The sequence below is a fragment of the Pseudomonas sp. NPDC087612 genome (genome assembly GCF_044743505.1).
GTDB lineage: Bacteria > Pseudomonadota > Gammaproteobacteria > Pseudomonadales > Pseudomonadaceae > Aquipseudomonas.
Window position 1 is genome coordinate 155,657 of the sequence record NZ_JBIUWO010000010.1, and the last position, 23,959, is coordinate 179,615.

General features: G+C 62.7%; 21 protein-coding genes. 12 read left to right on the plus strand and 9 right to left on the minus strand.

Annotated features, from left to right (window positions below):
- The first annotated feature begins 6 nt into the window (after positions 1-6).
- Positions 7-1,209, plus strand: a complete 1,203-nt coding sequence (gene glp, locus ACIOVF_RS21110; RefSeq protein WP_401292236.1) for a gephyrin-like molybdotransferase Glp — start codon at positions 7-9, stop codon at positions 1,207-1,209.
- On the opposite strand, the gene ACIOVF_RS21115 is transcribed toward glp, so the two are convergent.
- Together ACIOVF_RS21115 and ACIOVF_RS21120 are read right to left on the minus strand one after the other, a co-directional pair.
- The gene (locus ACIOVF_RS21115; protein ID WP_401292239.1) at positions 1,198-2,445 is read right to left on the minus strand and encodes a glycosyltransferase family 4 protein; all 1,248 of its coding nucleotides are present in this window, start codon (positions 2,443-2,445) and stop codon (positions 1,198-1,200) included. The genes glp and ACIOVF_RS21115 overlap by 12 nt on opposite strands.
- A gap of 64 nt (positions 2,446-2,509) precedes the next feature.
- Entirely contained in the window at positions 2,510-3,964 is a 1,455-nt protein-coding gene (locus ACIOVF_RS21120; protein ID WP_401292242.1) for a mannose-1-phosphate guanylyltransferase/mannose-6-phosphate isomerase, read from the minus strand.
- A gap of 280 nt (positions 3,965-4,244) precedes the next feature.
- On the opposite strand from ACIOVF_RS21120, the gene yegS reads away from it, so the two are divergent.
- Positions 4,245-5,144 carry a lipid kinase YegS gene (yegS, locus tag ACIOVF_RS21125; protein ID WP_045194936.1) on the plus strand — a complete coding sequence of 300 codons (900 nt, stop codon included), beginning with the start codon at positions 4,245-4,247 and terminating at the stop codon, positions 5,142-5,144.
- Here the strand turns inward: yegS and ACIOVF_RS21130 are convergent.
- The 3 genes from ACIOVF_RS21130 to ACIOVF_RS21140 form a co-directional block, all read right to left on the minus strand.
- Entirely contained in the window at positions 5,128-5,787 is a 660-nt protein-coding gene (locus ACIOVF_RS21130) for a response regulator transcription factor (protein WP_045194934.1), read from the minus strand. The genes yegS and ACIOVF_RS21130 overlap by 17 nt on opposite strands.
- Positions 5,784-6,623 carry a sensor histidine kinase gene (locus tag ACIOVF_RS21135; protein ID WP_371128641.1) on the minus strand — a complete coding sequence of 280 codons (840 nt, stop codon included), beginning with the start codon at positions 6,621-6,623 and terminating at the stop codon, positions 5,784-5,786. The genes ACIOVF_RS21130 and ACIOVF_RS21135 overlap by 4 nt, the downstream gene beginning before the upstream one ends.
- 488 nt (positions 6,624-7,111) lie before the next feature.
- Positions 7,112-7,636 (minus strand): histidine kinase, encoded by a 525-nt coding sequence (locus ACIOVF_RS21140; protein WP_082075399.1) that lies wholly within the window; start codon positions 7,634-7,636, stop codon positions 7,112-7,114.
- A 347-nt stretch (positions 7,637-7,983) separates the two neighbouring features.
- Here ACIOVF_RS21140 and ACIOVF_RS21145 point away from each other — a divergent pair, with 347 nt between their 5' ends.
- Entirely contained in the window at positions 7,984-8,919 is a 936-nt protein-coding gene (locus ACIOVF_RS21145) for a chemotaxis protein CheV (RefSeq protein ID WP_038994319.1), read from the plus strand.
- Positions 8,920-8,959: 40 nt separating this feature from the next.
- Positions 8,960-9,766, plus strand: a complete 807-nt coding sequence (locus tag ACIOVF_RS21150; RefSeq protein WP_082075398.1) for an MOSC domain-containing protein — start codon at positions 8,960-8,962, stop codon at positions 9,764-9,766.
- Between the two features lie 58 nt (positions 9,767-9,824).
- Here the strand turns inward: ACIOVF_RS21150 and ACIOVF_RS21155 are convergent, their stop codons facing one another.
- Positions 9,825-11,753 carry a transglycosylase SLT domain-containing protein gene (locus tag ACIOVF_RS21155; RefSeq protein ID WP_093380758.1) on the minus strand — a complete coding sequence of 643 codons (1,929 nt, stop codon included), beginning with the start codon at positions 11,751-11,753 and terminating at the stop codon, positions 9,825-9,827.
- A gap of 221 nt (positions 11,754-11,974) precedes the next feature.
- Here ACIOVF_RS21155 and ACIOVF_RS21160 point away from each other — a divergent pair, with 221 nt between their 5' ends.
- Entirely contained in the window at positions 11,975-13,897 is a 1,923-nt protein-coding gene (locus tag ACIOVF_RS21160; RefSeq protein WP_045194920.1) for an ATP-binding cassette domain-containing protein, read from the plus strand.
- Positions 13,898-13,942: 45 nt separating this feature from the next.
- On the opposite strand, the gene ACIOVF_RS21165 is transcribed toward ACIOVF_RS21160, so the two are convergent.
- The gene (locus tag ACIOVF_RS21165) at positions 13,943-14,386 is read right to left on the minus strand and encodes a universal stress protein (protein ID WP_045194918.1); all 444 of its coding nucleotides are present in this window, start codon (positions 14,384-14,386) and stop codon (positions 13,943-13,945) included.
- A gap of 109 nt (positions 14,387-14,495) precedes the next feature.
- Between ACIOVF_RS21165 and ACIOVF_RS21170 the strand changes: the two genes are divergently transcribed.
- The 7 genes from ACIOVF_RS21170 (at position 14,496) to ACIOVF_RS21200 (ending at position 22,753) form a co-directional block, all read left to right on the plus strand.
- Positions 14,496-14,933 (plus strand): hypothetical protein, encoded by a 438-nt coding sequence (locus ACIOVF_RS21170; RefSeq protein WP_045194916.1) that lies wholly within the window; start codon positions 14,496-14,498, stop codon positions 14,931-14,933.
- Between the two features lie 480 nt (positions 14,934-15,413).
- Positions 15,414-17,561, plus strand: a complete 2,148-nt coding sequence (gene fadB / locus ACIOVF_RS21175; RefSeq protein WP_045194915.1) for a fatty acid oxidation complex subunit alpha FadB — start codon at positions 15,414-15,416, stop codon at positions 17,559-17,561.
- A gap of 31 nt (positions 17,562-17,592) precedes the next feature.
- On the plus strand, positions 17,593-18,768 hold the full coding sequence (fadA, locus tag ACIOVF_RS21180) for an acetyl-CoA C-acyltransferase FadA (RefSeq protein ID WP_045194913.1): 1,176 nt from the start codon (positions 17,593-17,595) through the stop codon (positions 18,766-18,768).
- 79 nt (positions 18,769-18,847) lie between these two features.
- Entirely contained in the window at positions 18,848-19,099 is a 252-nt protein-coding gene (locus ACIOVF_RS21185; RefSeq protein ID WP_045194911.1) for a DUF1653 domain-containing protein, read from the plus strand.
- Between the two features lie 100 nt (positions 19,100-19,199).
- Positions 19,200-21,812, plus strand: coding sequence for a type I DNA topoisomerase (gene topA / locus ACIOVF_RS21190; protein ID WP_010226976.1), 2,613 nt, complete (start codon positions 19,200-19,202; stop codon positions 21,810-21,812).
- Between the two features lie 135 nt (positions 21,813-21,947).
- Positions 21,948-22,469: a DUF6586 family protein gene (locus ACIOVF_RS21195; RefSeq protein WP_401292253.1), complete on the plus strand. Its 522-nt coding sequence runs from the start codon at positions 21,948-21,950 to the stop codon at positions 22,467-22,469.
- A gap of 50 nt (positions 22,470-22,519) precedes the next feature.
- Positions 22,520-22,753, plus strand: a complete 234-nt coding sequence (locus ACIOVF_RS21200; protein ID WP_045194907.1) for a hypothetical protein — start codon at positions 22,520-22,522, stop codon at positions 22,751-22,753.
- A 66-nt stretch (positions 22,754-22,819) separates the two neighbouring features.
- Here ACIOVF_RS21200 and sulA read toward each other — a convergent pair whose 3' ends face one another.
- Positions 22,820-23,314 (minus strand): SOS-induced cell division inhibitor SulA, encoded by a 495-nt coding sequence (gene sulA, locus ACIOVF_RS21205; protein ID WP_093380765.1) that lies wholly within the window; start codon positions 23,312-23,314, stop codon positions 22,820-22,822.
- Positions 23,315-23,324: 10 nt separating this feature from the next.
- Positions 23,325-23,933, minus strand: coding sequence for a transcriptional repressor LexA (gene lexA / locus ACIOVF_RS21210; protein ID WP_045194902.1), 609 nt, complete (start codon positions 23,931-23,933; stop codon positions 23,325-23,327).
- Between the last annotated feature and the right edge of the window lie 26 nt (positions 23,934-23,959).

Genomic DNA, 23,959 nt, shown 5'->3' on the forward strand with positions numbered 1-23,959 from the left:
GCGCCCATGCACACTCAACTGATGCCGGTCGAAGAAGCCCTGGCAAAACTGCTGGCGCTGGCCGAAGCCGCGCCTATCACCGCTACCGAGCAGGTCGCCCTGGCCGACGCCGAGGGCCGCGTGCTGGCACATGAGCTGGTCTCGAGCCTCGACCTGCCGCCCTGGCCCAACAGCGCCATGGACGGCTACGCGCTGCGCCTGGCCGACTGGACGGGCGAGCCCTTGACGGTCAGCCAGCGGGTATTCGCCGGGCATTCACCCGAGCCGTTGCAGCCGGGTACCTGTGCGCGGATCTTTACCGGGGCGCCGGTGCCGGTGGGGGCGGATTGCGTTGAGATGCAGGAAAACGCCGACGTCCTGGATGATCAGCGCGTGCGCTTTACCGAGGCGCTGCGCGTCGGTCAGAACATTCGCCCGCAAGGGCAGGAAACCCGCGCTGGCGAGGCGGTTTTGGCCGCGGGTACGCGCCTGGGGCCGATCGAGCTGGGCCTGGCAGCTTCCTTGGGGTGCGCCGAGCTGAGCGTCGTGCGGCGGGTCAAGGTCGCTGTGCTGTCGACCGGCGACGAACTGGTCGAGCCCGGCTTGCCCCTGGGGCCCGGGCAGATCTACAACAGCAACCGGCGGCTGCTCGGCAGCTGGCTGCAACGCCTGGGCTGTGAGGTGATCGACGCTGGCATTCTGGCCGATGACCTGGAGAAAACCCGCAACTGCCTGGCCGCCCTGCATGATGTCGACCTGATTCTTTCCACTGGCGGTGTTTCGGTGGGCGAGGCCGATTACCTGGGCATCGCCCTGCGTGAAGAGGGCGAACTGTCGCTGTGGAAGCTGGCAATCAAGCCGGGCAAGCCGCTGACCTTCGGTCATTACAAGGGCGTCCCGGTCATTGGCTTGCCGGGTAACCCGGCTTCGACCCTGGTGACCTTCGGCCTGCTTACCCGGCCCTACCTGTTGCGCCGCCAGGGCGTTACCGAGGTCACGCCGCTGCAGTTCGCGGTGCCGGCCGGGTTCGACTGGCCCAAGGCTGGCACTCGCCGCGAATACCTGCGCGGGCGACTGGAGCAGGGCAGCGCATTGATCTACAAGAACCAGAGTTCGGGCGTGCTGCGCAGCGCCGCCTGGGCCGAGGGCCTGGTCGAAGTCCGTGAGGGCCAGACCCCGGGCAAGGGCGATATCGTGCAGTTCATTCCCTTGAGCGAGCTACTTGGTTGAACGGCTGAGCAGGGTGTCGCCCACCAGGGTGGCACCGCTCGGCGCGCGCAGGCTGGGGCGCGCATGCACGCTTTCCAGCTGGGCAGCGGCGATGCTCCAGTCGTGCCGGCTGCAGACAAACTCCCGCGCCGCTTGCGACAGCTGGCGCAGGCGCCAGGGCTGATTGAGCAGTTGGTTAATCATCAGCGCCAGCTGGTCGCCGTCGTCACTGGCCAGGTAGTGCTCGCCATAGGTCACCTGCAGGCCTGACACGCCCTTGGCCGTGGTTACCACCGGCAGCCCGGCGGCCATGGCTTCCAGTATCTTGATCTTCGAGCCGCCGCCATAACGTAGCGGCGCAAAGAAGATCGCCGAGTTGCGTTGCAGCTCGCGCAGGTCAGGCAGGTAGCCAATCCATTCGATTCGCGGGTCGCTCCAGCGCAGTTTCCAGCTGGGCGGCAAGGCGTGGCCAACCACGGCCAGGCGTACTGCGGGGTTGCTCAACCAGACTTGCGGCAGAATGTCTTCCAGCGCCCATTCGATGGCTTCAAGGTTGGCGCCGTATTCGAAATTGCCGACGAACAGCAGGCGCTGGCTGCACAGCGACGGCTGGATATCCTGGTAATGCGCGCAATCCACGCCATTGATCACCACCGACACCGCAGCGCCGGTCGCCTGGCTGATGTGTTCGGCGTCGGTTGGGCTGACCGCTACCACTTCATGGGCCTGGCTGAGCACGCGGTTTTCCCAGCGCCGGTAACGCCAGCGATCAAAGGCATTGAACGGTCGCAGCCACAGTGGCAAGCGGTCGTGGCAAGCGGCGCCATTGACCGATTCGATGTTGTGCTCGCTGAGCACGAATGGCAGCCCGCGAGCCTGCAGGGCCTTTTCGAACGGCTGGAAGCTGTAGCTGTGCTCGATCTGGATGACATCCCAGGGCTCTTCCAGCAATTGCTCGAAGCAGTGGCGCAGGTGCGGCGCCAGGCCATTGATGCTGGCGCGCATCGGATAGCTGGGGTAGATCGCCGCCAGCAGGTTCAGGGGGCTGTGGAAGGGGCGCCTGGGTAGCACGATCAGGCGTTCGAGCAAAGGTTCCAAGGCCTGTCGGGCCGCGTCGCTGGGCGGGATTTTCGATTGCACCAGCAGGGTGATGCGGTGACCCCGCTGCGCCAGGCTGCGCAGCAGGTGGTATTGCCGTGTTTTACCGCCGCTGGTGGTGGGCCAGGGCAGGTAGGGTAGTGTCCAGAGTACGCGCATGACCCCTTTCCTCTGTGTTCAGGCGGGTAACGGCATGCAGATAAAAATGGACGCGCCGGGGGAATCAGCTTGCGGCTGGCTCCGGGGCGCGTCCATAGATATCAGTAAAGCGCACGATGTCATCCTCGCCCAGGTATTCGCCACTTTGTACTTCAATCATTACCAGATCGATCACCCCGGGGTTGGTCAGGCGGTGTACCCGGCCGGGTTTGATGAAGGTCGATTCGTTGGTATCGAGCAGAAATTCCTCTTCACCATTGGTCACACAGGCCATGCCGCTGACCACGATCCAGTGCTCGCTGCGGTGATGATGCATCTGCAGCGACAGCGAAGCCTCGGGGCGGACCATGATGCGCTTGATCTTGAACCGCGGGCCTTCCTCGAGCACCGTGTAGGTGCCCCACGGGCGGTTGACCGTGCGGTGCAGGCGGAACGCGTCGTGGCCCTGGCGCTTGAGCTGCTGGGCAATCACCTTGACCTCCTGGCTGCGCGCGGCATCGGCAATCAGCAGGGCGTCGGGGGTGTCGATGATGATCAGGTTGTCCAGGCCCACCGCGCCGACCAGGCGCCGTGGCGAGTCGATATAGCAATTGTGCACATCGTGCAGCACGGTTTCGCCGGTGCAGCGGTTGCCTTGATGATCACCGGCCTTGAGCTCGCGCACCGCCTCCCAGCTGCCGATATCGCTCCAGCCCAGCTGGCTGGGCAGTACCGCGACCTGATGCGAGGTCTCCATCACGGCATAGTCGATGGAAATGTCCGGCACCAGGGCGAAGCTGTCCGGGTCCAGTTCCACCTGGCACTCGCGGGCGCCTTCCTTGCACGGGCTCAGGGCCAGGCAGTGATTGACCGCCGCCAGCAGTTGCGGGGCGTGCTGTTCCAGTTCATGCAGGATGGCGTCGACACGCATGCAGAACATCCCGGCATTCCACAGGTGCTGGCCGCCATCGAGGTACTGCTGGGCGGTGTCGGCGTCGGGCTTTTCGACAAAGCGGGCAACCCTGAAGCCGTGGGCATCCAGGGCCTGGCCTTTTTCGATGTAGCCAAAACCGGTTTCAGCACGGGTCGGCAGCAGGCCGAAGGTGGTCAGCCAGCCCTGGGCAGCCAGCAAGCGGGCCTGGCTGACGGCCTGGTCGAAGGCGCTGAGGTCGTTGATCAGGTGATCGGCTGGCAGCACCAGCAATTGCGCATCCTCACCGTACAGCCGGGCGCAGTGCAGAGCGGCAGCGGCAATGGCGGCGGCGGTGTTGCGGCCAAAGGGTTCGAGGATGTAGTCCAGGGCCAGGTTGGCGGTGTTCAGTGGGCGGAATTCGTCCTGGGTGCGGAAGAACACCTCGCGGTTGGTCACCGTCAGGATCCGTTCGACATCGGCCAGGCAGCTGGCGCGGGCGAAGGTCTTCTGCAGCAGGCTCTGGCCGTCGGGCAGGCGCATGAACGGCTTGGGCATGGTTTCGCGCGATACCGGCCACAGGCGGGTGCCGGCGCCGCCAGCGATGATGCAAGGGATCAGAACACTCATCTCACAGCCTCGAGTCAGGGGCACTGCCTGGGCAGTGCAGCAAAAGTAAACAGAGCAACCTGGCAGGCTTTTGCGCAATGAGTCAATAAAATGACTTTTACCACTGGCATCGTCCATGAAGGCCAAATATTTGTCGAATGATGCCCCTCGGCGGCGAAGCTTTCAATGATATTTGTGTGAATGGCATGCGAAACTCTGCTGAAACGTTACCTGCAATGCAGTAAAGGGACGCCGGAAACGGTCGAGATACTCGACGCTCAAATCATCGGGGAACGCACACATGGCGCAGCAAAAGGCATTGATGATCCTGCATGGCAAGCAGGCCATGAACGAAGAGGTGCGTGCTGCGGTGACCGGCATGCGAGAGCGCGGCTGGCAGTTGGACGTGCGCCTGACCTGGGAGGGGGGCGACGCCCAGCGCCTGGTCGAAGAAGCGCTGGCCGCCGGCTACCCGCACCTGGTGGCCGCGGGTGGCGATGGCACCCTGCGCGATGTCGCCGAAGCGATGGTGCGTGCCGACGCTGACGCCAGCCTGGTGTTGCTGGCGCTGGGCACCGCCAACGATTTTGCCAAGGCTGCCGGCGTGCCGCTGGAGCCGGCGCAGGCGCTGATGCTGCTGGAAGTGCCGGCCCGGGCCATTGACCTGGGCGAGGTGGGTGGGCAGGTATTCCTGAACATGGCCACCGGTGGCTTCGGCAGCCAGGTTACCGCCAATACCTCCGAAGACCTGAAAAAGGTATTGGGTGCGGCAGCCTACCTGTTCACCGGCCTGTCGCGCTTCAGCGAGCTGCGCGCGGCGTCGGTCGAACTGCACGGCCCGGATTTCCAGTGGCAGGGCGAGTTGCTGGCGCTGGGCATCGGCAACGGGCGGCAGGCCGGCGGCGGGCATGCGCTGTGCCCCCAGGCGCAGGTTGATGATGGCTTGCTCGACATCAGCATCCTGCCGGCACCCCAGGAAGTGGTCGGCACCTTGCGCGGCCTGCTCAGCGATGGCTTGGGGCTGGACAGCATGTTTGTCCGTGCGCGCTTGCCATGGGTCGAGATCAGAAGCTCGCAAGGCCTGGACATCAACCTCGATGGTGAGCCCTTGCAGGGCGACAACCTGCGTTTTGAAGTGCTGCCCGCGGCCTTGCGCGTGCACCTGCCGGTCGACTCGCCGCTGCTCAGTCGTCGAGGCTGATGATTTGCTCGCGCACGGCAAACAGCACCAGGCCAGCAACGTCGTAGATCTGCAGGCGTTTCATGATCTGCGAGCGGTGGGTTTCCACGGTCTTGATGCTCAAGCCCAGGCCCTGGGCGATTTCCCGGGTCGACTTGCCGCGTACGATCAGGCGCAGGATTTCCAGTTGGCGGGCGGTGAGGTTGTGCTTTTCCGCTGTCTCCGGCTTGCCCGACTGGGCGCGCAGCAGGGCCTGGTTGATTACCGTGTGGGCAATCGCCGGGCTCAGGTAGCGCTCGTTGCCGCGCAGTGCTGCCAGTGCCTGCTCAAGCTCGGTGGCGGTGGTGTCTTTGAGCAGGTAGCCATGGGCGCCGCTTTCCAGGGCCTGCATGATCAACTCCGGGTCGGTGTGCATGGAGAGGATCAGCACCTTGCTGCGACAGCCCAGGGCGCGCAGGCGGGTCAGGGCATCCAGGCCGCTGGTGCAGCGCATGGAGATATCCAGCAGGACGATGTCCGGGTCCAGTTGCATGACCAGTTCCGGCACCTGGCTGCCGTCGTTGGCTTCGCCGATCACGGCATAGCCGGGAATGTCGGACACCAGCGCGCGCACACCTGCGCGAATCAGTGAATGGTCATCGACCAACAGCAATGTACAGGTCATGGGACGTTACTTGTCTTGGCGCGTTCGAGGGTGCGCGCAGGCCAGGGGAACAGGGCGTCGATCTGGGTGCCCAGGCCGGGCTGGCTGTTGACCGACAGTGTGCCATTGAGCAGGCCGACGCGCTCGAGCATTCCGGCCATGCCGCGCTGGCCTTCATCGGCTGGGCTGCTGGCCGGCGAAAAGCCCAGGCCGTCATCGCTGATCGACAACGCCAGGCCTTCGGGCTGGCGCTGAATGCGCACCACCAGGTTCTTTGCCTTGGCGTGACGCAGGATGTTGGTCACCGCCTCTTGGGTAATGCGAAAGGCGGCGATGGCCATATCTTCCGGGAGGCCGCCCAGGCGCTGGCGGCATTCCAGGCTCCAGTGCACCTCGGTGTTTTCCAGGGCGCGCAGCAGGTGCGCGCGCAGGCTGGCTTCCAGGCCCAGGCTGGACAGTTGTCTTGGGTTGAGGATGGCCGAAACATCGCGCACGCTGGCCAGGGTGTCGTCCAGGGTGCTGCGCAAGGTTTTGCAGTGCTCCTGCAGCTCGCTCGGAGCGCGGCGCGCGAGCCAGTCGGCCTGGAGTTTGGCGGCGGTCAGCAACTGGCCGATATCGTCGTGCAGTTCGCGGCTCAGGCGCTGGCGTTCGCTTTCCTGCACTTTGAGCAGGCGGTCGGCCAGTTCCGCCGGGCGCAGGGCAATCGAGCGCGCCCACTGGCGCAGTTGCCAGGCAATGCTCGACAGGGCAACCAGTTGCAGGGCCAGAGCGATGCCTGGCAGTGGTTGCTCAAGCAGGTACAAGGCCAGGTTGACGGCAACCGAAGCCAGGCACAGCAGGGCGGTTGCCCAGCGCAACAGAGAGGCTCCGGGGTGCCAGCGCTTGAGTGTCTTGAGGCTTGAGAACATAGAAATTGAAGCCACTGAAATATCGCTGTTGAAAGCCTTGCAAAGGTCGAACTAGAGGCGTTTGTCGAATTGCCTTCAATAACGTTTAAATGCCGGCGCCGGGGTAACCGCGATGAAAGTCTGCACGCGGTGTCTGGGGAGATCCGGGTAAGGTGCATGTGTCCATCAGCGCGCATGGTATCACTTCAAATACAATTGGTCGCGAACTCTGATAACTGACTGAATAGCCAGATTTTACGGGCTGGTACGACGGTTCCGATTGTCTTCGAATCTAGCATTTTGCCATCAGTTTGCGGGGCTGGGATTTTGCCCGAAATCAATTAAACGAAATGTTTGTTGCAGATAATTAGAGAGGCCTGGAAATACACTAAGTTGGGTCTTAGTGTGCACTCGTCACAGGCTTGGTTAATCTCGCCGGGGCAGTATTGTTATGTCCCTTAGTTGCCCCTGGTTGGCGAAGAAAGTGCAGTGGCGTTCGCGCTGGTGGGCGCAGCCATTGAAGGGGCGGGGTGTTCGCAAGTGTGCCGGGTTTCGATGCAAGAGTCGCAGGCCAGAGCCTCCTGCGGGCTCAGGGCAGTGGCCAGGGTGTCGAGCAACTGCACCTGTTCCTCGGTATCCAGACTCAGGCGGCCGGTGTGCGGATCGATCAATTCCAGCTGCCAGGCCAGCAGGGTCAGGCAGCTTTCCAGGGCTTGCAGGGCTTCACCTTGCAATGCCGGTTGCGCCTGCGCGGGTTCCAGCAGTGCCTGCAGATGTTGGCTGTAACTCGCGACCTCGACCAGGCCAAGGGCCTGTGCGCGTTCTACCAGGGTGGCCAAGGTATCGTTGAGGCAGTGACAGGCATCCGGATCGTTGTCGATCAGTTGCAGGTGCAGCAGGCATTCCTCTGCCTTGGTCAGCAGCACCTGGGCGTCGATCAGGAAATCCTGCAGGGCGCTGTTGTGCAGTGCGTCGTTAGCCATCATTTGGCTCCAGCGCGTAAGGCTGGAGCAGGGGCTGGCCACCATGAGGCGATCGCTGACAAAAGCCTGACTCCGTTCATGCAATGAGAATGGCGTCACATTAATGGCTAATGGATATTGCGAACATCAGGTCTCACCCGATTGTCACTAGGGGATTCCCTGATGCGGTGTTTTCGATACGACCCTTTGCGGGTGTTTGCGACAGCGGAGAGGTGAGCGCAGTAAAGCATGATGGTAAAATGACATCAATGGGCTGCGGAGCATTTTCTTCACAGGGTCAAGCTCTGCGGCAAACGGCCGATACAGGGCCATTGGGATCATTTTCGACACACCTTGGGGGCTCTTCGATGGCTGGCATTCTCGACACGGTAGACCAAAGAACGCAGCTGGTGGGCGAGAACCGCCTGGAAATCCTGATGTTCCGCCTGGCTGGCCGGCAACTGTTCGCGATCAACGTGTTCAAGGTCCAGGAAGTGCTGCAGATGCCCAAGCTGACCCTGATGCCGCAGCGTCATGCGTACGTCTGCGGCGTGGTCAACCTGCGCGGCCAGACCCTGCCGGTGATCGACCTGTCCCAGGCCATCGGCATGCGCCCGCTGGAGCCAGGCCCGGGCAGCACCATCATCGTCACCGAATACAACCGCTCGGTGCAGGCCTTCCTGGTCGGCGGCGTCGACCGTATCGTCAACATGAACTGGGAAGCCATCATGCCGCCGCCGACCAGCGCCGGTCGCCAGCACTACCTGACGGCGATCAGCAAGGTCGACGAGCAACTGGTGGAAATCATCGACGTCGAGAAGGTTCTGGCGGAAATCGTCCCGTACAGCGCCAAGGTCTCGCGCGACAAGCTCGAAGACCCGGTGCTGGCCCGTGCCCGCGGCCGCGAAGTACTGCTGGTCGACGACTCTACCGTGGCCCTGGCGCAGTTGCGCGACACCTTGTCGCAACTGGGGGTGAAAATGCATGTGGCCAGCGATGGCCTCAAGGCGCTGCGCATGCTCAAGGGCTGGGCCGATGCCGGTGAGGATGTCTGCGAGAAGCTGCTGATGGTCTTCACCGATGCCGAAATGCCGGAAATGGACGGCTACCGCCTGACCACTGAAATCCGCAACGACCCGCGCCTGCGTTCGTTGTACGTGGTGCTGCACACGTCGCTGTCGGGCAGCTTCAACGAATCGATGGTGAAGAAGGTCGGCTGCGACAACTTCCTTTCCAAGTTCCAGCCCGACAAGCTGGTCGATGTCGTGCGCCAGCGGCTGATGCTGGATGAAGCCACGGCCTGAGTCGGTATAAGCTAGGGCTTTAACCGACACAAGGCAGGTCATGATGCGCCTCAGTGCGTTGTACCGATACCCGCTCAAATCAGCGCGCGGTGAGGCGCTGCAGACTTCCTCGCTGGACCTTCTGGGGTTGAGCGGGGACCGCCGCTGGCTGCTCGTGGAGCGCGCCAACGGGCGCTTCCTGACCCAGCGCATGTACCCGCAGATGACCCAGCTGGCCGCGCTGCACAACGCCGATGGCAGCCTCACCCTTGAGGCGCCGGGCCATCCCACGCTGCATGTGGCCGTACCCGAGCCCGAAAACGACCTGCGCGGTATCACTATCTGGCGCGACACCTTTCGCGTACCCGATGCCGGCGATGCGGCCGCGCAGTGGCTTAGTGCATTCATCGGCAAGGACGTGCGCCTGGTTTACGTGCCCGATCAACGTGCACGCTTCCTGCCCAGTGGGTATGGCCTGAACAGCGACCGTGTGGCGTTTGCCGATGGTTTTCCCTTGCTGCTGATTGGCCAGGCATCGCTGGATGACCTGGTAGCGAAGGTCGGGCGGCCGCTGCAGATGCTGCGCTTTCGTCCCAACCTGGTGGTGGAGGGCAGTGCTGCCTTTGCCGAGGATGGCTGGAAGCGCATCCGTATCGGCGAGGTCGAATTCCGGGTGCTCAAGCCCTGCGAGCGCTGCATCATGACCACCATCGACCCGCAGACCGGCGAACGCAGCCCGGACCGTGAACCACTGGCGACTTTGCAAACCTACCGGCAGAAGGAAGGCGATGTGCTGTTTGGCCAGAACCTGGTGGCCGATGGGGTAGGAAGGCTTGAGGTGGGGATGGCAGTGACGGTGCTGGAGTAGTTCGGCTGTGGACTTCTATCGCGGGGCAAGTCGAGGCGTCGCCCCGCGATGGCATCAATCACTGATCGTCAAAATACCGCTCATGCCAGTCCACCAGCGGCTGCGGCGAATTGAGCTTTTGCCCGTAGATCACCGAATACGACAGCACGTTCTGCACATACTGGCGTGTCTCGTCGAACGGGATCGACTCGACCCAAACGTCAAAGCTCAGGTGGTCGGCACCCCGCAGCCACTGGCGTACCCGGCCTGGCCCGGCGTTGTAGGCGGCCGAGGCGAGCACGCGGTTGCCGTTGAACTGGCTGTGCACCTGGCTCAGGTAGGCAGCGCCCAGCTGGATGTTCTTGTCCGGGTTGAACACCTGCGCCGGCGAGGCCAGCGGGATGCTGAACTTGCGCGCGGTCTCTTTGGCGGTGGCCGGCATCAGTTGCATCAGGCCACTGGCGCCAACGCTTGAGCGGGCATCGTCCATGAACGCGCTTTCCTGGCGGGTGATGGCAAACACCCAGCTAGAGTGCAGGCCGCGCACCTTGGCCTCGCGCACCAGGGTGTCGCGGTGGGCCATCGGGAAGCGGATGTCCAGGTCGTCCCAGTACTTGGCCTGGCTGATGGTGCGAATGGCCGGGAAGTACCAGCGCATGTCATAGGCCAGCTTGGCCTGGGCGACCATCTCGTCACGGTTGAAGTGCCGGCTGACGTGATACCACTCGCGGCGACCATCGACGATCTGCCCGCGGGCATGGAACTCCAGTGCACGTTTGACCCCAGGGGTGTTGCGAACCTTGTTGATGAGCTGCTGGCTGAGTACCAGCGGCTTGTTGTTCAACTGGTAGGGGGTTTGCGCGCGGTCGGCGGCGAGGAAGCCGTAGAAGTCGCGCTCACGGGCCACGGTTTTGTACAGCAGCGGGATCTGCGGGTTCTTCGGCTGCGCCAGCTCCAGGCTGCGCGCCTGCCAGTAGCGCCAGCGGTTGCTGCTGGCCAGGTCCTGGGGCAGGCGTTTGGTCAGCTCGTAGGCATCTTCCCAGCGGCCCAGGCGCAGCAGCAGGCGCAGGCGCCATTCGGTGACGGTGTTGTCACGCAGCTCCGGGTCGTAGCGGGTCATCAGATCCAGCGCCCGCGGGTCGTAGCGGCGGGCCAGGGTCAGGCCGATTTCGCGGGCGATGGCGACCTTTTCGTCGCGGGAGAAATGCATGCGGTTGGCGTAGTCATCGAGCAGGCTCATGGCCCGCTCCGGGTCCTGGCGGGCCAGGCGGCGCAGGCCGAGGCTGACCACGTCGGACATCGCCTCGTTGACCGGAGTGAAGCGCCCAGGCTGGTTGAGCAACTCGGGCTTTTGCGCCACGTCGATCAGCAGGCGGCCTTGCGGTGCCAGGGTGTTGAGGCTTTTGACCAGGGTGTTGGCCAGCGCGTAGTTGCGGGTTTGGGCCGCCAGCTTGGCGCGCTCCCAGCGCTTTTGCTCGGTCAACTGGCCTTCGGCGGCCCAGCGCTCGAACAGGGCATCGCAGGCAGCCGGTTGCGACTTGCCGACCAGCCAGAGTTTCTCGGCGCTGGCGAAGCCTTCGGCGCGCAGGCCGTGGCTGAGCTGGTACTGGCCGTTGAGGCAGTCCAGCTCGGTGAAATTGAGCTTTGGATCGTAGTACTTGGTGAAGGTCGCCCAGTCGCCGCGCTCGGCCAGCCAGCGCAACCAGCGCAGCTTCATCCAGTTGGCCTGGGGCAGGTCGCCGTGGGCGGCGAGGAATTTCTCGATTTCGTCGTTGCTGGCAGTTTTAAGCCGGGCGGTGAGTTCGTCGTAGGCCAGGTAAGGCGTCAACGGATAATCGCGCAGGGCATCGGCGTAACGCAGGTACGGGCCCTTGTCGCCCTTGGCCAGGGCGCGTTTGGCTTCATCGTAGTATTGACGTTGCTGGGTGATGTCGGTGGCCTGGGCGACACCCACTGCCGAGGCAGTGAGAAGCAGGCTGGATACGAGGCAGAACAGGCGGCTGCGCATGAGACTTCCGGGCAGTTTGACCATGAAAAGTGACGGCGAAGCCAGCACTGTTGGAGTTGCATTGCCTTAGCTTAGCCGGTTGCAACAGGCGGATGAAAGCATTGTGCTTGTATCTGGTTGTAAAGAAGCGGCCCGTCGTCGGAAGGTACAGTAGGACGCGCTGCTTAATGTGAAGCCGGCCCAAGTCGGGTAGAATGCGCGCCCGGTTTTTGGAGAAGATCATGACCCTGCTCAAATTAAGCGATGTGTCCCTTGCGTTCGGCGCCACGCCGTTGTTGGACAAGGTGTCCTGGCAGATCGCCCGTGGTGAGCGGGTGTGCATCATCGGCCGCAACGGCACTGGCAAGTCGAGCATGCTGCGCCTGGTCAAGGGCGATCAGAAGCCTGATGAAGGCGACGTCTGGCGTGCCCCGGGCCTGAAGATCGGCGAACTGCCGCAAGAGTTGCCGGTGGCTGACGGCCGTACCGTGTTCGACGTGGTAGCCGAAGGTCTCGATGGCGTCGGCGCCTTGCTGGCCGAATACCACCACCTGAGCCAGAACATCCATAGCGATGCCGACCTGGAAAAGCTCATGCATGTCCAGCACGACCTCGAGTCGCGCGATGGCTGGCGCCTGCAGCAACTGGTCGACAGCACCCTGAGCCGCCTGCAATTGCCGGCCGACAAGACCCTGGCCGAGCTCTCCGGTGGCTGGCGCCGCCGCGTGCTGCTGGCCCAGGCGCTGGTGTCCGAGCCTGACCTGCTGCTGCTCGACGAACCGACCAACCACCTGGACATCGGCGCCATTGCCTGGCTTGAAGATGCCCTCAGTGGTTTCGGCGGCGCCGTGCTGTTCATCACCCACGACCGTTCCTTCCTGCAGAACCTGGCCACGCGCATCCTCGAGCTGGACCGCGGCGGCCTGATCGACTGGAACGGCGACTACGCAAGCTTCCTGGTGCACAAGGAAGCGGCGCTGGCGGCCGAAGAAACCGCCAACGCCCTGTTCGACAAGAAGCTGGCCCAGGAAGAAGTGTGGATTCGCCAGGGCATCAAGGCCCGGCGCACCCGCAACGAAGGTCGCGTACGCGCCCTCAAGGCCCTGCGCGTTGAGCGCAGCGAACGCCGCGAGCGCCAGGGCAAGGCCAACATCATGCTCGATGTCGCGGAGAAATCCGGCAAGCAGGTGATGGTCCTGGAGAACGTCAGCTTCAGCCACCCCAACGGCCCGCAGCTGGTCAAGGACTTCTCCATGGTCCTGCAGCGCGAAGACCGCATCGGCCTGCTCGGCGCCAACGGCACCGGCAAGACTACGCTGCTCAAGCTGATGCTCGGCGATCTTGAGCCCACCAGCGGCAAGGTCGAGTCCGGCACCCGTCTGGAAGTGGCCTATTTCGACCAGCTGCGCCATCAGCTTGACCTGGAAAAGACCGTGATCGACAACCTCGCCGAAGGTCGCGATTTCATCGACATCGACGGCCAGAGCCGTCACGTGCTGAGCTACCTGGGCGACTTCCTGTTCAGCCCGCAGCGTGCCCGCACGCCGGTCAAGGCCTTGTCCGGTGGTGAGCGTGCGCGCCTGCTGCTGGCCAAATTGTTCAGCAAGCCGGCCAACCTGCTGGTGCTCGACGAACCGACCAACGACCTCGACGTCGAGACCCTCGAGCTGCTCGAAGAAGTGCTGTCGGCGTTCAAGGGCACCGTGCTGATGGTCAGCCACGACCGGGCCTTCCTCGACAACGTGGTCACCAGCACCCTGGTGTTCGAAGGCGAGGGCAAAGTGCGCGAGTACGTCGGCGGTTACCAGGACTGGATCCGCCAGGGCGGTTCGCCGAAGCTGCTCGGCGTCACCGAAAGCAAGTCGGGCAAGTCCGAGCTCAACACGGCGGTGGTCGAGGCCGTGGCACCTGCGCCGGTAGCAGCACCAGCAGCGGTTGACGCGCCGAAGAAAAAGCTTAGCTACAAGCTGCAGCGCGAGCTCGAAGCCCTGCCGGGCCAGATCGACGCACTGGAGCAGAAGATGGCTGCGGTGCAGGAAGAAATTGCTGCCCCGGCCTTCTACCAGCGCCCGATCGAGCAGACCAGCGCCGTACTGGCAAGCCTGGAGAAGATGCAGGGCGAACTGGACGTGCTGGTCGAGCGCTGGGCTGAGCTCGACAGCTGAGGGGCAGGGCCCGGCGCTTGAAAGTGCGCCGGGTCCGCCAGAGGTTTACTCGGCTTTTTTCTGCAGGCGTACCGCCAGCACATCGCACGGTGCGCCATGCAGCACGTCATTGGCGGTCGAGCCCAGCAGCAGGGCCAGGCCGTGGCGGCCATGGCTGCCGACCACGATCAGGTCGCATTTCTGCTCCTTGGCCAACTGGTGGATTTCCTGGCGCGGCTGGCCGTAGGTCAGGTGCGAATCGCCGCGGTTGATGTCGGGGTACTTGTTGTACAGGCGCTCCATGCGCTCCTTGGCCTGGTCGAACTGCTGCTGTTGCAGCTGCGACAGGTCCATTGGCACGTCGCCGCCAAAGGCCATGGCCATGGGCTCGACAATGTGCACCAGGGAAACCTTGGCGCGGGTAGGTTCAGCCAGCTTCATGGCGCGCTTGATGACCGGGTCGCATTCTTCGGTCAGGTCGACGGCAACCAGTATGTGTTCGTAGGGCATGAGAAGCTCTCCTGACAGTCGCGATAGTTAAAGTATGGTCGGTTTCAGGCTGATCGCTTCGAACCCCGGCTAACCAGCTCATTTGCAAAGCTTTATGGGAACAACAGATATGACGGTCTGGGTAGTGGTGTCAATCCTTGCGCTGATTCTCAGCCCTTTGGCCTGGTTGCGTCCTTCACGCAAGCAGAGCGGCCAGATGGCCTTGCGCATGGAAGCCCGGCGCATGGGCCTGGCCATGCAACTGGCGCCCCAGGAGTGGCCGCACTGGCTGCCCAAGGAGCCGCCAAGCCCCTGTGCCCAGTACCTGCGACCGCGGCGCCCGGGCCGCAGCGACAGCTGGAGCTATTGGCAGACCACCCCTGGCGTATGGCTCAACCAGTGGCGCGAGCCGTGCACCGATGCCGTGCATGCCGGTCAATTGGCACGCTTGCCAGAAAGCGTCTACAAGGTCGAGGCGGGTCCGCAGATGGTTGCCCTGTACTGGGGAGAGCGCGGTGAAACGGCTGTATTGCAGGATATTGCCGAGGTCCTCAAGGCGCTGGCCTGATCATCATCAATAAAAAGCCCGATTCACAGATCGGGCGGACAGGCCAGGCAGGCCGGCTTAAGGTTCAATCTCTCCCAGTGTAGCCATCTCGCGGCTATCTGCTGCAAATCCCAACTTTTTCCGTGTTGATCAATAGTAACGGCGTGTAAGCCGTTGAACACTATTGCGCCAGTGAATGGCTCAGCATCACCGCCACGGCGGTTTACCCGCGCTCAGCAGAAAATGACCGGAAAGTCGCGTTTTGCCGCTGCTTTTGGGTATTTGACAACGGCGATCTTTTCGTTGAATGTGTGCATACCCAAATCAAACGGGCGTATGAATTGAGCGTTTGTATTGTCAGACGGCTCTTACAGAATCCCGACTATCGCGCTGGCGGGTGTGCCTGGCGCAAGGGTTCGGCAACAACGGCCATTGGCCGGCCGGGCCTTTCACCAGCGATCGGCGTGTACAGTTCAGCTTCCATATCGTGGAGATCAGTTGATGATTTACGAAGGTAAAGCCATCACGGTTAAGGCTCTTGAAAGCGGCATCGTCGAACTGAAGTTCGACCTCAAGGGTGAGTCCGTCAACAAGTTCAACCGTCTTACCCTGAACGAATTGCGTCAGGCCGTAGACACCATCAAAGCCGACGCATCGATCAAGGGCGTGATTGTCAGCAGTGGCAAGGACGTGTTCATCGTCGGCGCGGACATCACCGAGTTTGTCGACAACTTCAAGCTGCCCGAGGCCGAACTGGTCGCCGGCAACCTGGAAGCCAACCGGATTTTCAGCGATTTCGAAGACCTGGCCGTGCCGACCGTTGCCGCGATCAATGGCATCGCCCTGGGCGGCGGCCTGGAAATGTGCCTGGCGGCGGACTACCGCGTCATGGCCAGCAGCGCCAAGATCGGCCTGCCGGAAGTCAAACTGGGCATCTACCCGGGCTTCGGCGGTACCGTGCGCCTGCCGCGCATCATCGGTGCCGACAACGCCATCGAGTGGATTGCCGCCGGCAAGGAAAACCGTGCTGAAGACGCGCTGAAGGTCGGCGCCGTCGATGCTGTGGTGGTTCCCGAGCTGCTGCAGGCTGCGGCCCTGGACCTGATCAAGCGCGCCATCAGCGGCGAGCTCGACCACAAGGCCAAGCGCCAGCCGAAACTGGAAAAACTCAAGCTCAACGCCATCGAGCAGATGATGTCGTTCGAAACCGCCAAGGGTTTCGTCGCCGGTCAAGCTGGCCCGAACTACCCGGCGCCGGTCGAAGCGATCAAGAGCATCCAGAAGGCCGCCAACTTCGGTCGTGACAAGGCCCTGGAAGTCGAAGCCGCAGGTTTCGTCAAACTGGCCAAGACCTCGGTTGCCGAGAGCCTGATCGGCCTGTTCCTCAACGACCAGGAGCTCAAGCGCAAAGCCAAGGCCCACGACGAAATCGCTCACGACGTGAAGCAGGCCGCCGTACTCGGCGCCGGCATCATGGGTGGCGGCATCGCCTACCAGTCGGCGGTCAAGGGCACCCCGATCCTGATGAAGGACATCAACGAAGCCGCCATCCAGCTGGGCTTGAACGAAGCCTCCAAGCTGCTCGGCAAGCGCGTTGAAAAAGGCCGCCTGACCCCGGCGAAAATGGCCGAAGCGCTGAACGCGATTCGCCCGACCCTGTCCTACGGCGACTTCGGCAACGTCGACATCGTCGTCGAAGCCGTGGTCGAGAACCCCAAGGTCAAGCAGGCCGTACTGGCTGAAGTGGAAGGCCAGGTCAAGGAAGACGCGATCCTTGCGTCCAACACCTCGACCATCTCCATCAACCTGCTGGCCAAGGCCCTCAAGCGTCCGGAAAACTTCGTCGGCATGCACTTCTTCAACCCGGTGCACATGATGCCGCTGGTCGAAGTCATCCGTGGCGAGAAGTCCAGCGAAGTGGCCGTTGCCACCACCGTGGCCTACGCCAAGAAGATGGGCAAGAACCCGATCGTGGTCAACGACTGCCCGGGCTTCTTGGTCAACCGCGTCCTGTTCCCGTACTTTGGCGGCTTCGCCAAGCTGGTCAGCGCCGGTGTCGACTTCGTGCGCATCGACAAGATCATGGAAAAATTCGGCTGGCCGATGGGCCCGGCCTACCTGATGGACGTGGTCGGCATCGACACCGGCCACCACGGTCGTGACGTCATGGCCGAGGGCTTCCCGGACCGCATGAAGGACGACCGTCGTTCGGCCGTCGATGTGCTCTACGAAGCCAAGCGCCTGGGCCAGAAGAACGGCAAGGGCTTCTACGCCTACGAGACCGACAAGCGCGGCAAGCCGAAGAAGGTCGCTGACGCGGCAGTCCTCGAAGTGCTCAAGCCGATCGTCTACGAGCAGCGTGAAGTCAGCGACGAAGACATCATCAACTGGATGATGATCCCGCTGTGCCTGGAAACCGTTCGCTGCCTGGAAGACGGCATCGTCGACACCGCGGCCGAGGCCGACATGGGCCTGGTCTACGGTATCGGTTTCCCTCCCTTCCGTGGCGGCGCGCTGCGTTACATCGACTCGATCGGTGTAGCCGAATTCGTTGCCCTGGCCGACAAATACGCCGATCTGGGTCCGCTGTATCACCCCACCGCGAAGCTGCGTGAAATGGCCAAGAACGGCCAGAGCTTCTTCGGTTAAGCGCCCAACGATATAGAGCGAGAGTGAATATATGAGCCTGAATCCAAGAGACGTGGTGATTGTCGACTTCGGTCGCACCCCGATGGGCCGCTCCAAGGGTGGCATGCATCGCAATACCCGCGCCGAAGACATGTCCGCGCACCTGATCAGCAAGGTGCTGGAGCGCAACACCAAGGTCGATCCAAGCGAAGTCGAAGACGTCATCTGGGGCTGCGTCAACCAGACCCTGGAGCAGGGCTGGAACATCGCCCGCATGGCCTCCCTGATGACCCAGATCCCGCACACCGCTGCCGGCCAGACCGTCAGCCGCCTGTGCGGCTCCTCGATGAGCGCGCTGCACACCGCCGCCCAGGCGATCATGACCGGCAACGGTGATGTCTTCGTCGTCGGTGGTGTCGAGCACATGGGCCACGTCAGCATGATGCACGGCGTCGACCCGAACCCGCACATGTCGCTGTACGCCGCCAAGGCCTCGGGCATGATGGGCCTGACCGCCGAAATGCTCGGCAAGATGCACGGCATCAGCCGTGAGCAGCAGGACCTGTTCGGCCTGCGTTCGCACCAGCTCGCCCACAAGGCGACGGTCGAAGGCAAGTTCAAGGATGAGATCATCCCGATGCAGGGCTACGACGAGAACGGCTTCCTCAAGGTCTTCGACTACGACGAAACCATTCGCCCGGACACCACCCTGGAAAGCCTGGCGGCCCTCAAGCCGGCTTTCAACCCCAAAGGTGGTACCGTGACTGCCGGTACTTCGTCGCAGATCACCGACGGCGCCTCGTGCATGATCGTCATGTCGGCCCAGCGTGCCCAGGACCTCGGTATCCAGCCTCTGGCGGTGATCCGTTCCATGGCCGTGGCTGGTGTCGACCCGGCAATCATGGGCTACGGTCCGGTTCCGGCAACCCAGAAAGCGCTCAAGCGCGCGGGCCTGTCGATCGCCGATATCGACTTCTTCGAGCTCAACGAAGCCTTCGCCGCACAGGCCCTGCCAGTGCTGAAGGATCTGAAAGTGCTCGACAAGATGGATGAGAAGGTTAACCTGCACGGCGGCGCCATCGCCCTGGGCCATCCTTTCGGTTGCTCCGGTGCGCGGATTTCCGGCACTCTGCTCAACGTCATGAAGCAGAATGGCGGGACCTTCGGCGTTTCGACCATGTGCGTCGGCCTGGGCCAAGGCATCACCACCGTCTTCGAACGCGTTTAACGCTTCGCTGGACGGAAACCGGGGCCTGGTGCCCCGGTTTTTGTTTTTGCAGCAAATTTTTTTCAAGAGGGTGAGCAACATGCAGATACAACCAGGCGTATACCGGCATTACAAGGGGCCTGAGTATCGTGTGTTCGGCACCGCGCGCCATTCCGAAACCGAGGAGTGGGTGGTGTTCTACCAGGCCCTGTACGGCGAATTCGGCCTGTGGGTGCGACCGCTTTCGATGTTTCTGGAGTCGGTCGAGGTTGACGGCGAGCAAGTGCCGCGCTTTGCTTTGGTCAAGGCTGAAACCGAGCTGTTTTCCCGCTCCGATGCCGAGGGTGGCTAAAGCCCCGCGCTTGACCTCACTCTGTTGCCACTATATATAGCGGTGCCGCGTCAGGTACCTGCCGTGTTTTTATTTTCAGTATTCAGGAATTTTCCGATCCATGGGCAAATCGCTGGTCATTGTGGAATCCCCGGCTAAGGCCAAGACCATCAACAAGTACCTGGGCAGCCAGTACGTGGTGAAGTCGAGTATCGGCCATATCCGAGACCTGCCCACCAGCGGTTCGGCCAGCGCCAGCAAGGAGCCTGCTGCCAAGCGCGGCAAGGCCGCCGCGGGCGAAGCGCCGGCCCTGTCGCCGAAAGAGAAGGCGCGCAAGCAGCTGGTTGCGCGCATGGGCGTCGACCCTGACCACGGCTGGAAGGCCAAGTACGAGATTCTCCCGGGCAAGGAGAAGGTCATCGACGAGCTGCGTCGCCTGGCCAAGGATGCCGACACCATCTATCTCGCAACCGACTTGGATCGCGAGGGGGAAGCCATCGCCTGGCACCTGCGCGAAGCCATCGGTGGGGACGACAGCCGCTACAAGCGCGTGGTGTTCAACGAAATCACCAAGAAAGCCATTCAGGAGGCGTTCTCGCAGCCTGGCGAGCTGGATATCGACCGGGTCAACGCCCAGCAGGCGCGGCGCTTCCTCGACCGCGTGGTGGGCTACATGGTTTCGCCACTGCTGTGGGCCAAGATCGCCCGCGGCCTGTCTGCCGGCCGGGTGCAATCGGTGGCGGTGAAGCTGGTGGTCGAGCGTGAGCGCGAAATCCGCGCCTTCATCCCTGAAGAATACTGGGAAGTGCACGCCGACCTGGGTACCGCCAAGGACGCCAAGGTGCGTTTCGAAGTGGCCCGCGAGAACGGCGAAGCCTTCAAGCCGCTGAACGAAGCCCAGGCCATGGCAGCGCTTGCGCAGCTCAAGTCGTCCAGCTACACCGTGGCCAAGCGTGAAGACCGCCCGACCAGCAGCAAGCCGTCGGCGCCGTTCATCACCTCGACCCTGCAGCAGGCCGCGAGCAACCGCCTGGGCTTCGGCGTGAAGAAAACCATGATGATGGCCCAGCGTCTGTACGAAGCCGGCTACATCACCTACATGCGTACCGACTCGACCAACCTTTCGGTCGATGCGGTGGAAATGGCCCGCAGCTACATCGAAAGCGAGTTCGGCAAGAAGTACCTGCCCGAAGCGCCGATCGTCTACGGCAGCAAAGAGGGTGCCCAGGAGGCGCACGAAGCGATTCGTCCGTCCGATGTTAACACCCATCCGACCAAGCTCAGCGGCATGGAGCGTGACGCCGAGCGTCTGTACGAGCTGATCTGGCGCCAGTTCCTGGCCTGCCAGATGCCGCCTGCGCAGTACCTGTCGACCACCGTCAGCGTCACCGCCGGCAACTTCGAACTGCGCGCCAAGGGCCGTATCCTCAAGTTCGACGGCTACACCCGGGTACTGCCGCAGCAGAGCAAGCCGGGCGATGACGATGTGCTGCCGGAAATGAACCAGGGCGAAGTGCTCAAGCTGATCCAGCTCGACCCGAGCCAGCACTTCACCAAGCCGCCGGCGCGCTACTCCGAAGCCAGCCTGGTCAAGGAGATGGAAAAACGCGGTATCGGTCGTCCTTCGACCTACGCGGCGATCATCTCGACCATCCAGGATCGCGGTTACGTGACCCTGCACAACCGCCGCTTCTACTCCGAGAAGATGGGCGACATCGTCACCGAGCGCCTGTCCGAGAGCTTCTCCAACCTCATGGACTACGGCTTTACCGCCGGCATGGAAGAGAACCTCGATGACGTGGCCCAGGGCGAGCGCGACTGGAAAAACGTGCTCGACGAGTTCTACGGCGACTTCAGCAACAAGCTCAAGCTGGCCGAGGACGGCGAGAAGGGCATGCGTGCCAACCAGCCGACCCTGACCAACATTGCCTGCAAGGAATGTGGCCGGCCAATGATGATCCGCACCGCCTCCACCGGCGTGTTCCTCGGCTGCTCGGGCTACAGCCTGCCACCGAAAGAGCGCTGCAAGGCCACCGTCAACCTGGTCCCTGGCGATGAGATCGCCGCCGATGACGAGGGTGAATCGGAATCGCGCGTGCTGCTCAACAAGCACCGCTGCCCGATCTGCTCGACCGCCATGGATGCCTACCTGCTCGATGAGAAGCGCAAGCTGCACATCTGCGGTAACAACCCGGATTGCACCGGCTACGAAATCGAAGAAGGCAACTACCGCATCAAGGGCTACGAAGGGCCGAGCCTTGAGTGCGACAAGTGCGGCAGCGAGATGCAGCTCAAGACCGGCCGTTTCGGCAAGTTCTTCGGTTGCACCAACGCCGAATGCAAGAACACCCGCAAGCTGCTCAAGAGCGGCGAGGCGGCGCCGCCGAAGATGGACGCGGTGAAGATGCCGGAGCTCAAGTGCGAGAAGGTCAACGACACCTACGTGCTGCGTGACGGCGCTTCGGGGTTGTTCCTGGCTGCCAGCCAGTTCCCGAAAAACCGCGAGACCCGCGCACCACTGGTGATCGAAATCATCCCGCACAAGGACGAGATCGATCCGAAGTACCACTTCCTCTGCGAAGCGCCGAAGAAGGACCCGGACGGTCGCCCGGCAGTCATTCGCTACAGCCGCAAGACCAAGGAGCAGTACGTGCAGACCGAGGTTGACGGCAAGCCGACTGGCTGGCGTGCGTTCTACGACGGCAATGCCTGGAAGGTCGAAGACAAGCGCTGATCGCCAGGTCAGGAAAAAATCGCGGGGCAAGCCCGCTCCTATAGTCTGTAGGAGCGGGCTTGCCCCGCGATGCTTTTCGGGCCTGCACTAGTGTAGATTGATAGACCGCCTTGCAGCCTTTCGGAGGGCACCCAGATGGCCCAGGAACTCTACACCCGCACCAACCAGAAGATTTACTTCGCAGGCCTGGCCCTCGAAGCCCTCGGCAAGGCGCAGGAGAGCCGGGCCATGAACGCCCAGGCGCTGATCCAGGCCGAGCGCGAATCGGCGCTGTTCCACTTGTACGGCGCACTGCTGGGGCTGTGTCACGAGATTGCCGGGTTCTATCGTTTGCCCCAGGCCGGCGCACCCCGCGCCGAGCTGCTGCTGACCCGCGAAGTGCTTGAGGCCATTGCCATTCCAGAGATGGCCGAACTGGTCGAACTGGCTGAGCAGCGCGAAACCTGGCTGGCGCAACTACTTGACGCTTATGCCGATTTGTTCCGACCGCCGGTCGCGAAAAAAGCAGCAAAAACCGACGTCACCCAGCCGCTGATCCAGGCGGTGCGCCTCGACGAACCCGAGGCGCCAGCGCTGTCGCGCGAAGAGCTGGAAAGCTGGCGGCAAAATCTCAAGCGCCTTACGGTTCGTTTTCGCGAGGGTTTGAGTGAGTGCTGATTGGGGCAACGGCTGGTACAATGCCGGCCTTTCGTGGAGAACAGCCCCTTATGCCAACGTCCTTTCTAGAAATTGTCGAGTTGCCTGATGGCCGGATCGAGCTGCGCCGTGCCGAGGACGAGGGTTCGTTGGTAACCCTGGATTTCTCCGAGGACGCCAAAGCCTTTTTGCAGGGTCAGCACGTCGAAGTGGCCAAGGCCATGCTCAGTGTTGGCGTGCAGATGGCTGGCAAGCTGGTGGAAGGCGAGATCGAGCGCGACGACGGGCCGCGGGTTCTGCACTGATCGCCTGCATGGCTTCCTCGTCCTGAGGAAGCCTGGCGAAATCAACATTTGAAACAGACCTGAATATCAGCCGAGGCGGATGTTCAGGCTTTGTGCGTCTCCTGCACGGGCGGCATTGCTCAGTTGCTGACGGGCGCTGCTGCTGACGGTATTGAGCCAGCTGACCACAGTGTGGCTGCGGCCCAGGCGCAGGGCTTCGCAGGCCAGTTGCAAGGCGCTCTGGTTGCCGCGCGGTTGCAGCAGCAGGATGCGCTCGCGGTTCAGCCCGGCCTCGCGCAGCCAGGCCTGGGTCAGGCTGGCGGGTGGAGCGATCAGGGTCAGCCAGCGGGCGTCATGTTCTTCGCTCAACTCGCTCAGTTCACGCAGCATCGGTGCCAGCAGGCTCTGGCAGCTACCCAGTGCGCCACGCAAGGACAGCTCGCTGAAAACCTGGGCCGCGCCGGGGTGGGGTGCAGGCCTGGAGTTTTTCAGTCCGGGCAGTACCGGCTGGGCCAGGAATGCTTCGAACAGTGGCAATTGTGCTTGCAGCGGTACGTTCTGTGACGCAGGGGGGAACTGCATGATGCCTCCTTTACCGGCGTATGACGCCGACACTCAAGCCCTCGATCACCAGTTCCTGGTCTTTCAGGTTGACTTCGATAGGGGCGAATTCGGGGTTCTCGGCAATCAGCCAGACCTTGCTGCCTTCGCGCTTGAAGCGCTTGACCGTGACTTCATCGCCGATGCGGGCGACGACGATCTGGCCGTTACGGGCTTCGCGGCAGGTGTGTACCGCCAGCAGGTCGCCGTCGACGATGCCGACATCCTTCATGCTCATGCCGTGAACGCGCAGCAGGTAGTCGGCACGCGGATGGAAGAACCCCGGGTTGATGTTGCAAGACTCCTCGATGTGTTGCTGGGCGAGGATCGGCGCACCGGCTGCTACCCGGCCGATGATCGGCAGGCCGCTGTCGTCGGGCTTGGCTTCGAAGCCCGGGATGCGAATGCCCCGTGACGCCCCGGGGGTCATTTCGATCGCACCCTTGCGGGCCAGGGCCTTGAGGTGCTCCTCGGCGGCGTTGGGCGATTTGAAGCCCAGCTCCTGGGCGATCTCTGCGCGGGTCGGCGGGAAGCCGTTGTCTTCCAGGCAGCGTTTGATAAAAGCCAGAATCTCAGCTTGGCGTGGCGTCAGTTTTAGCATGTCGATCGCTCTGTCTTTTTATACAG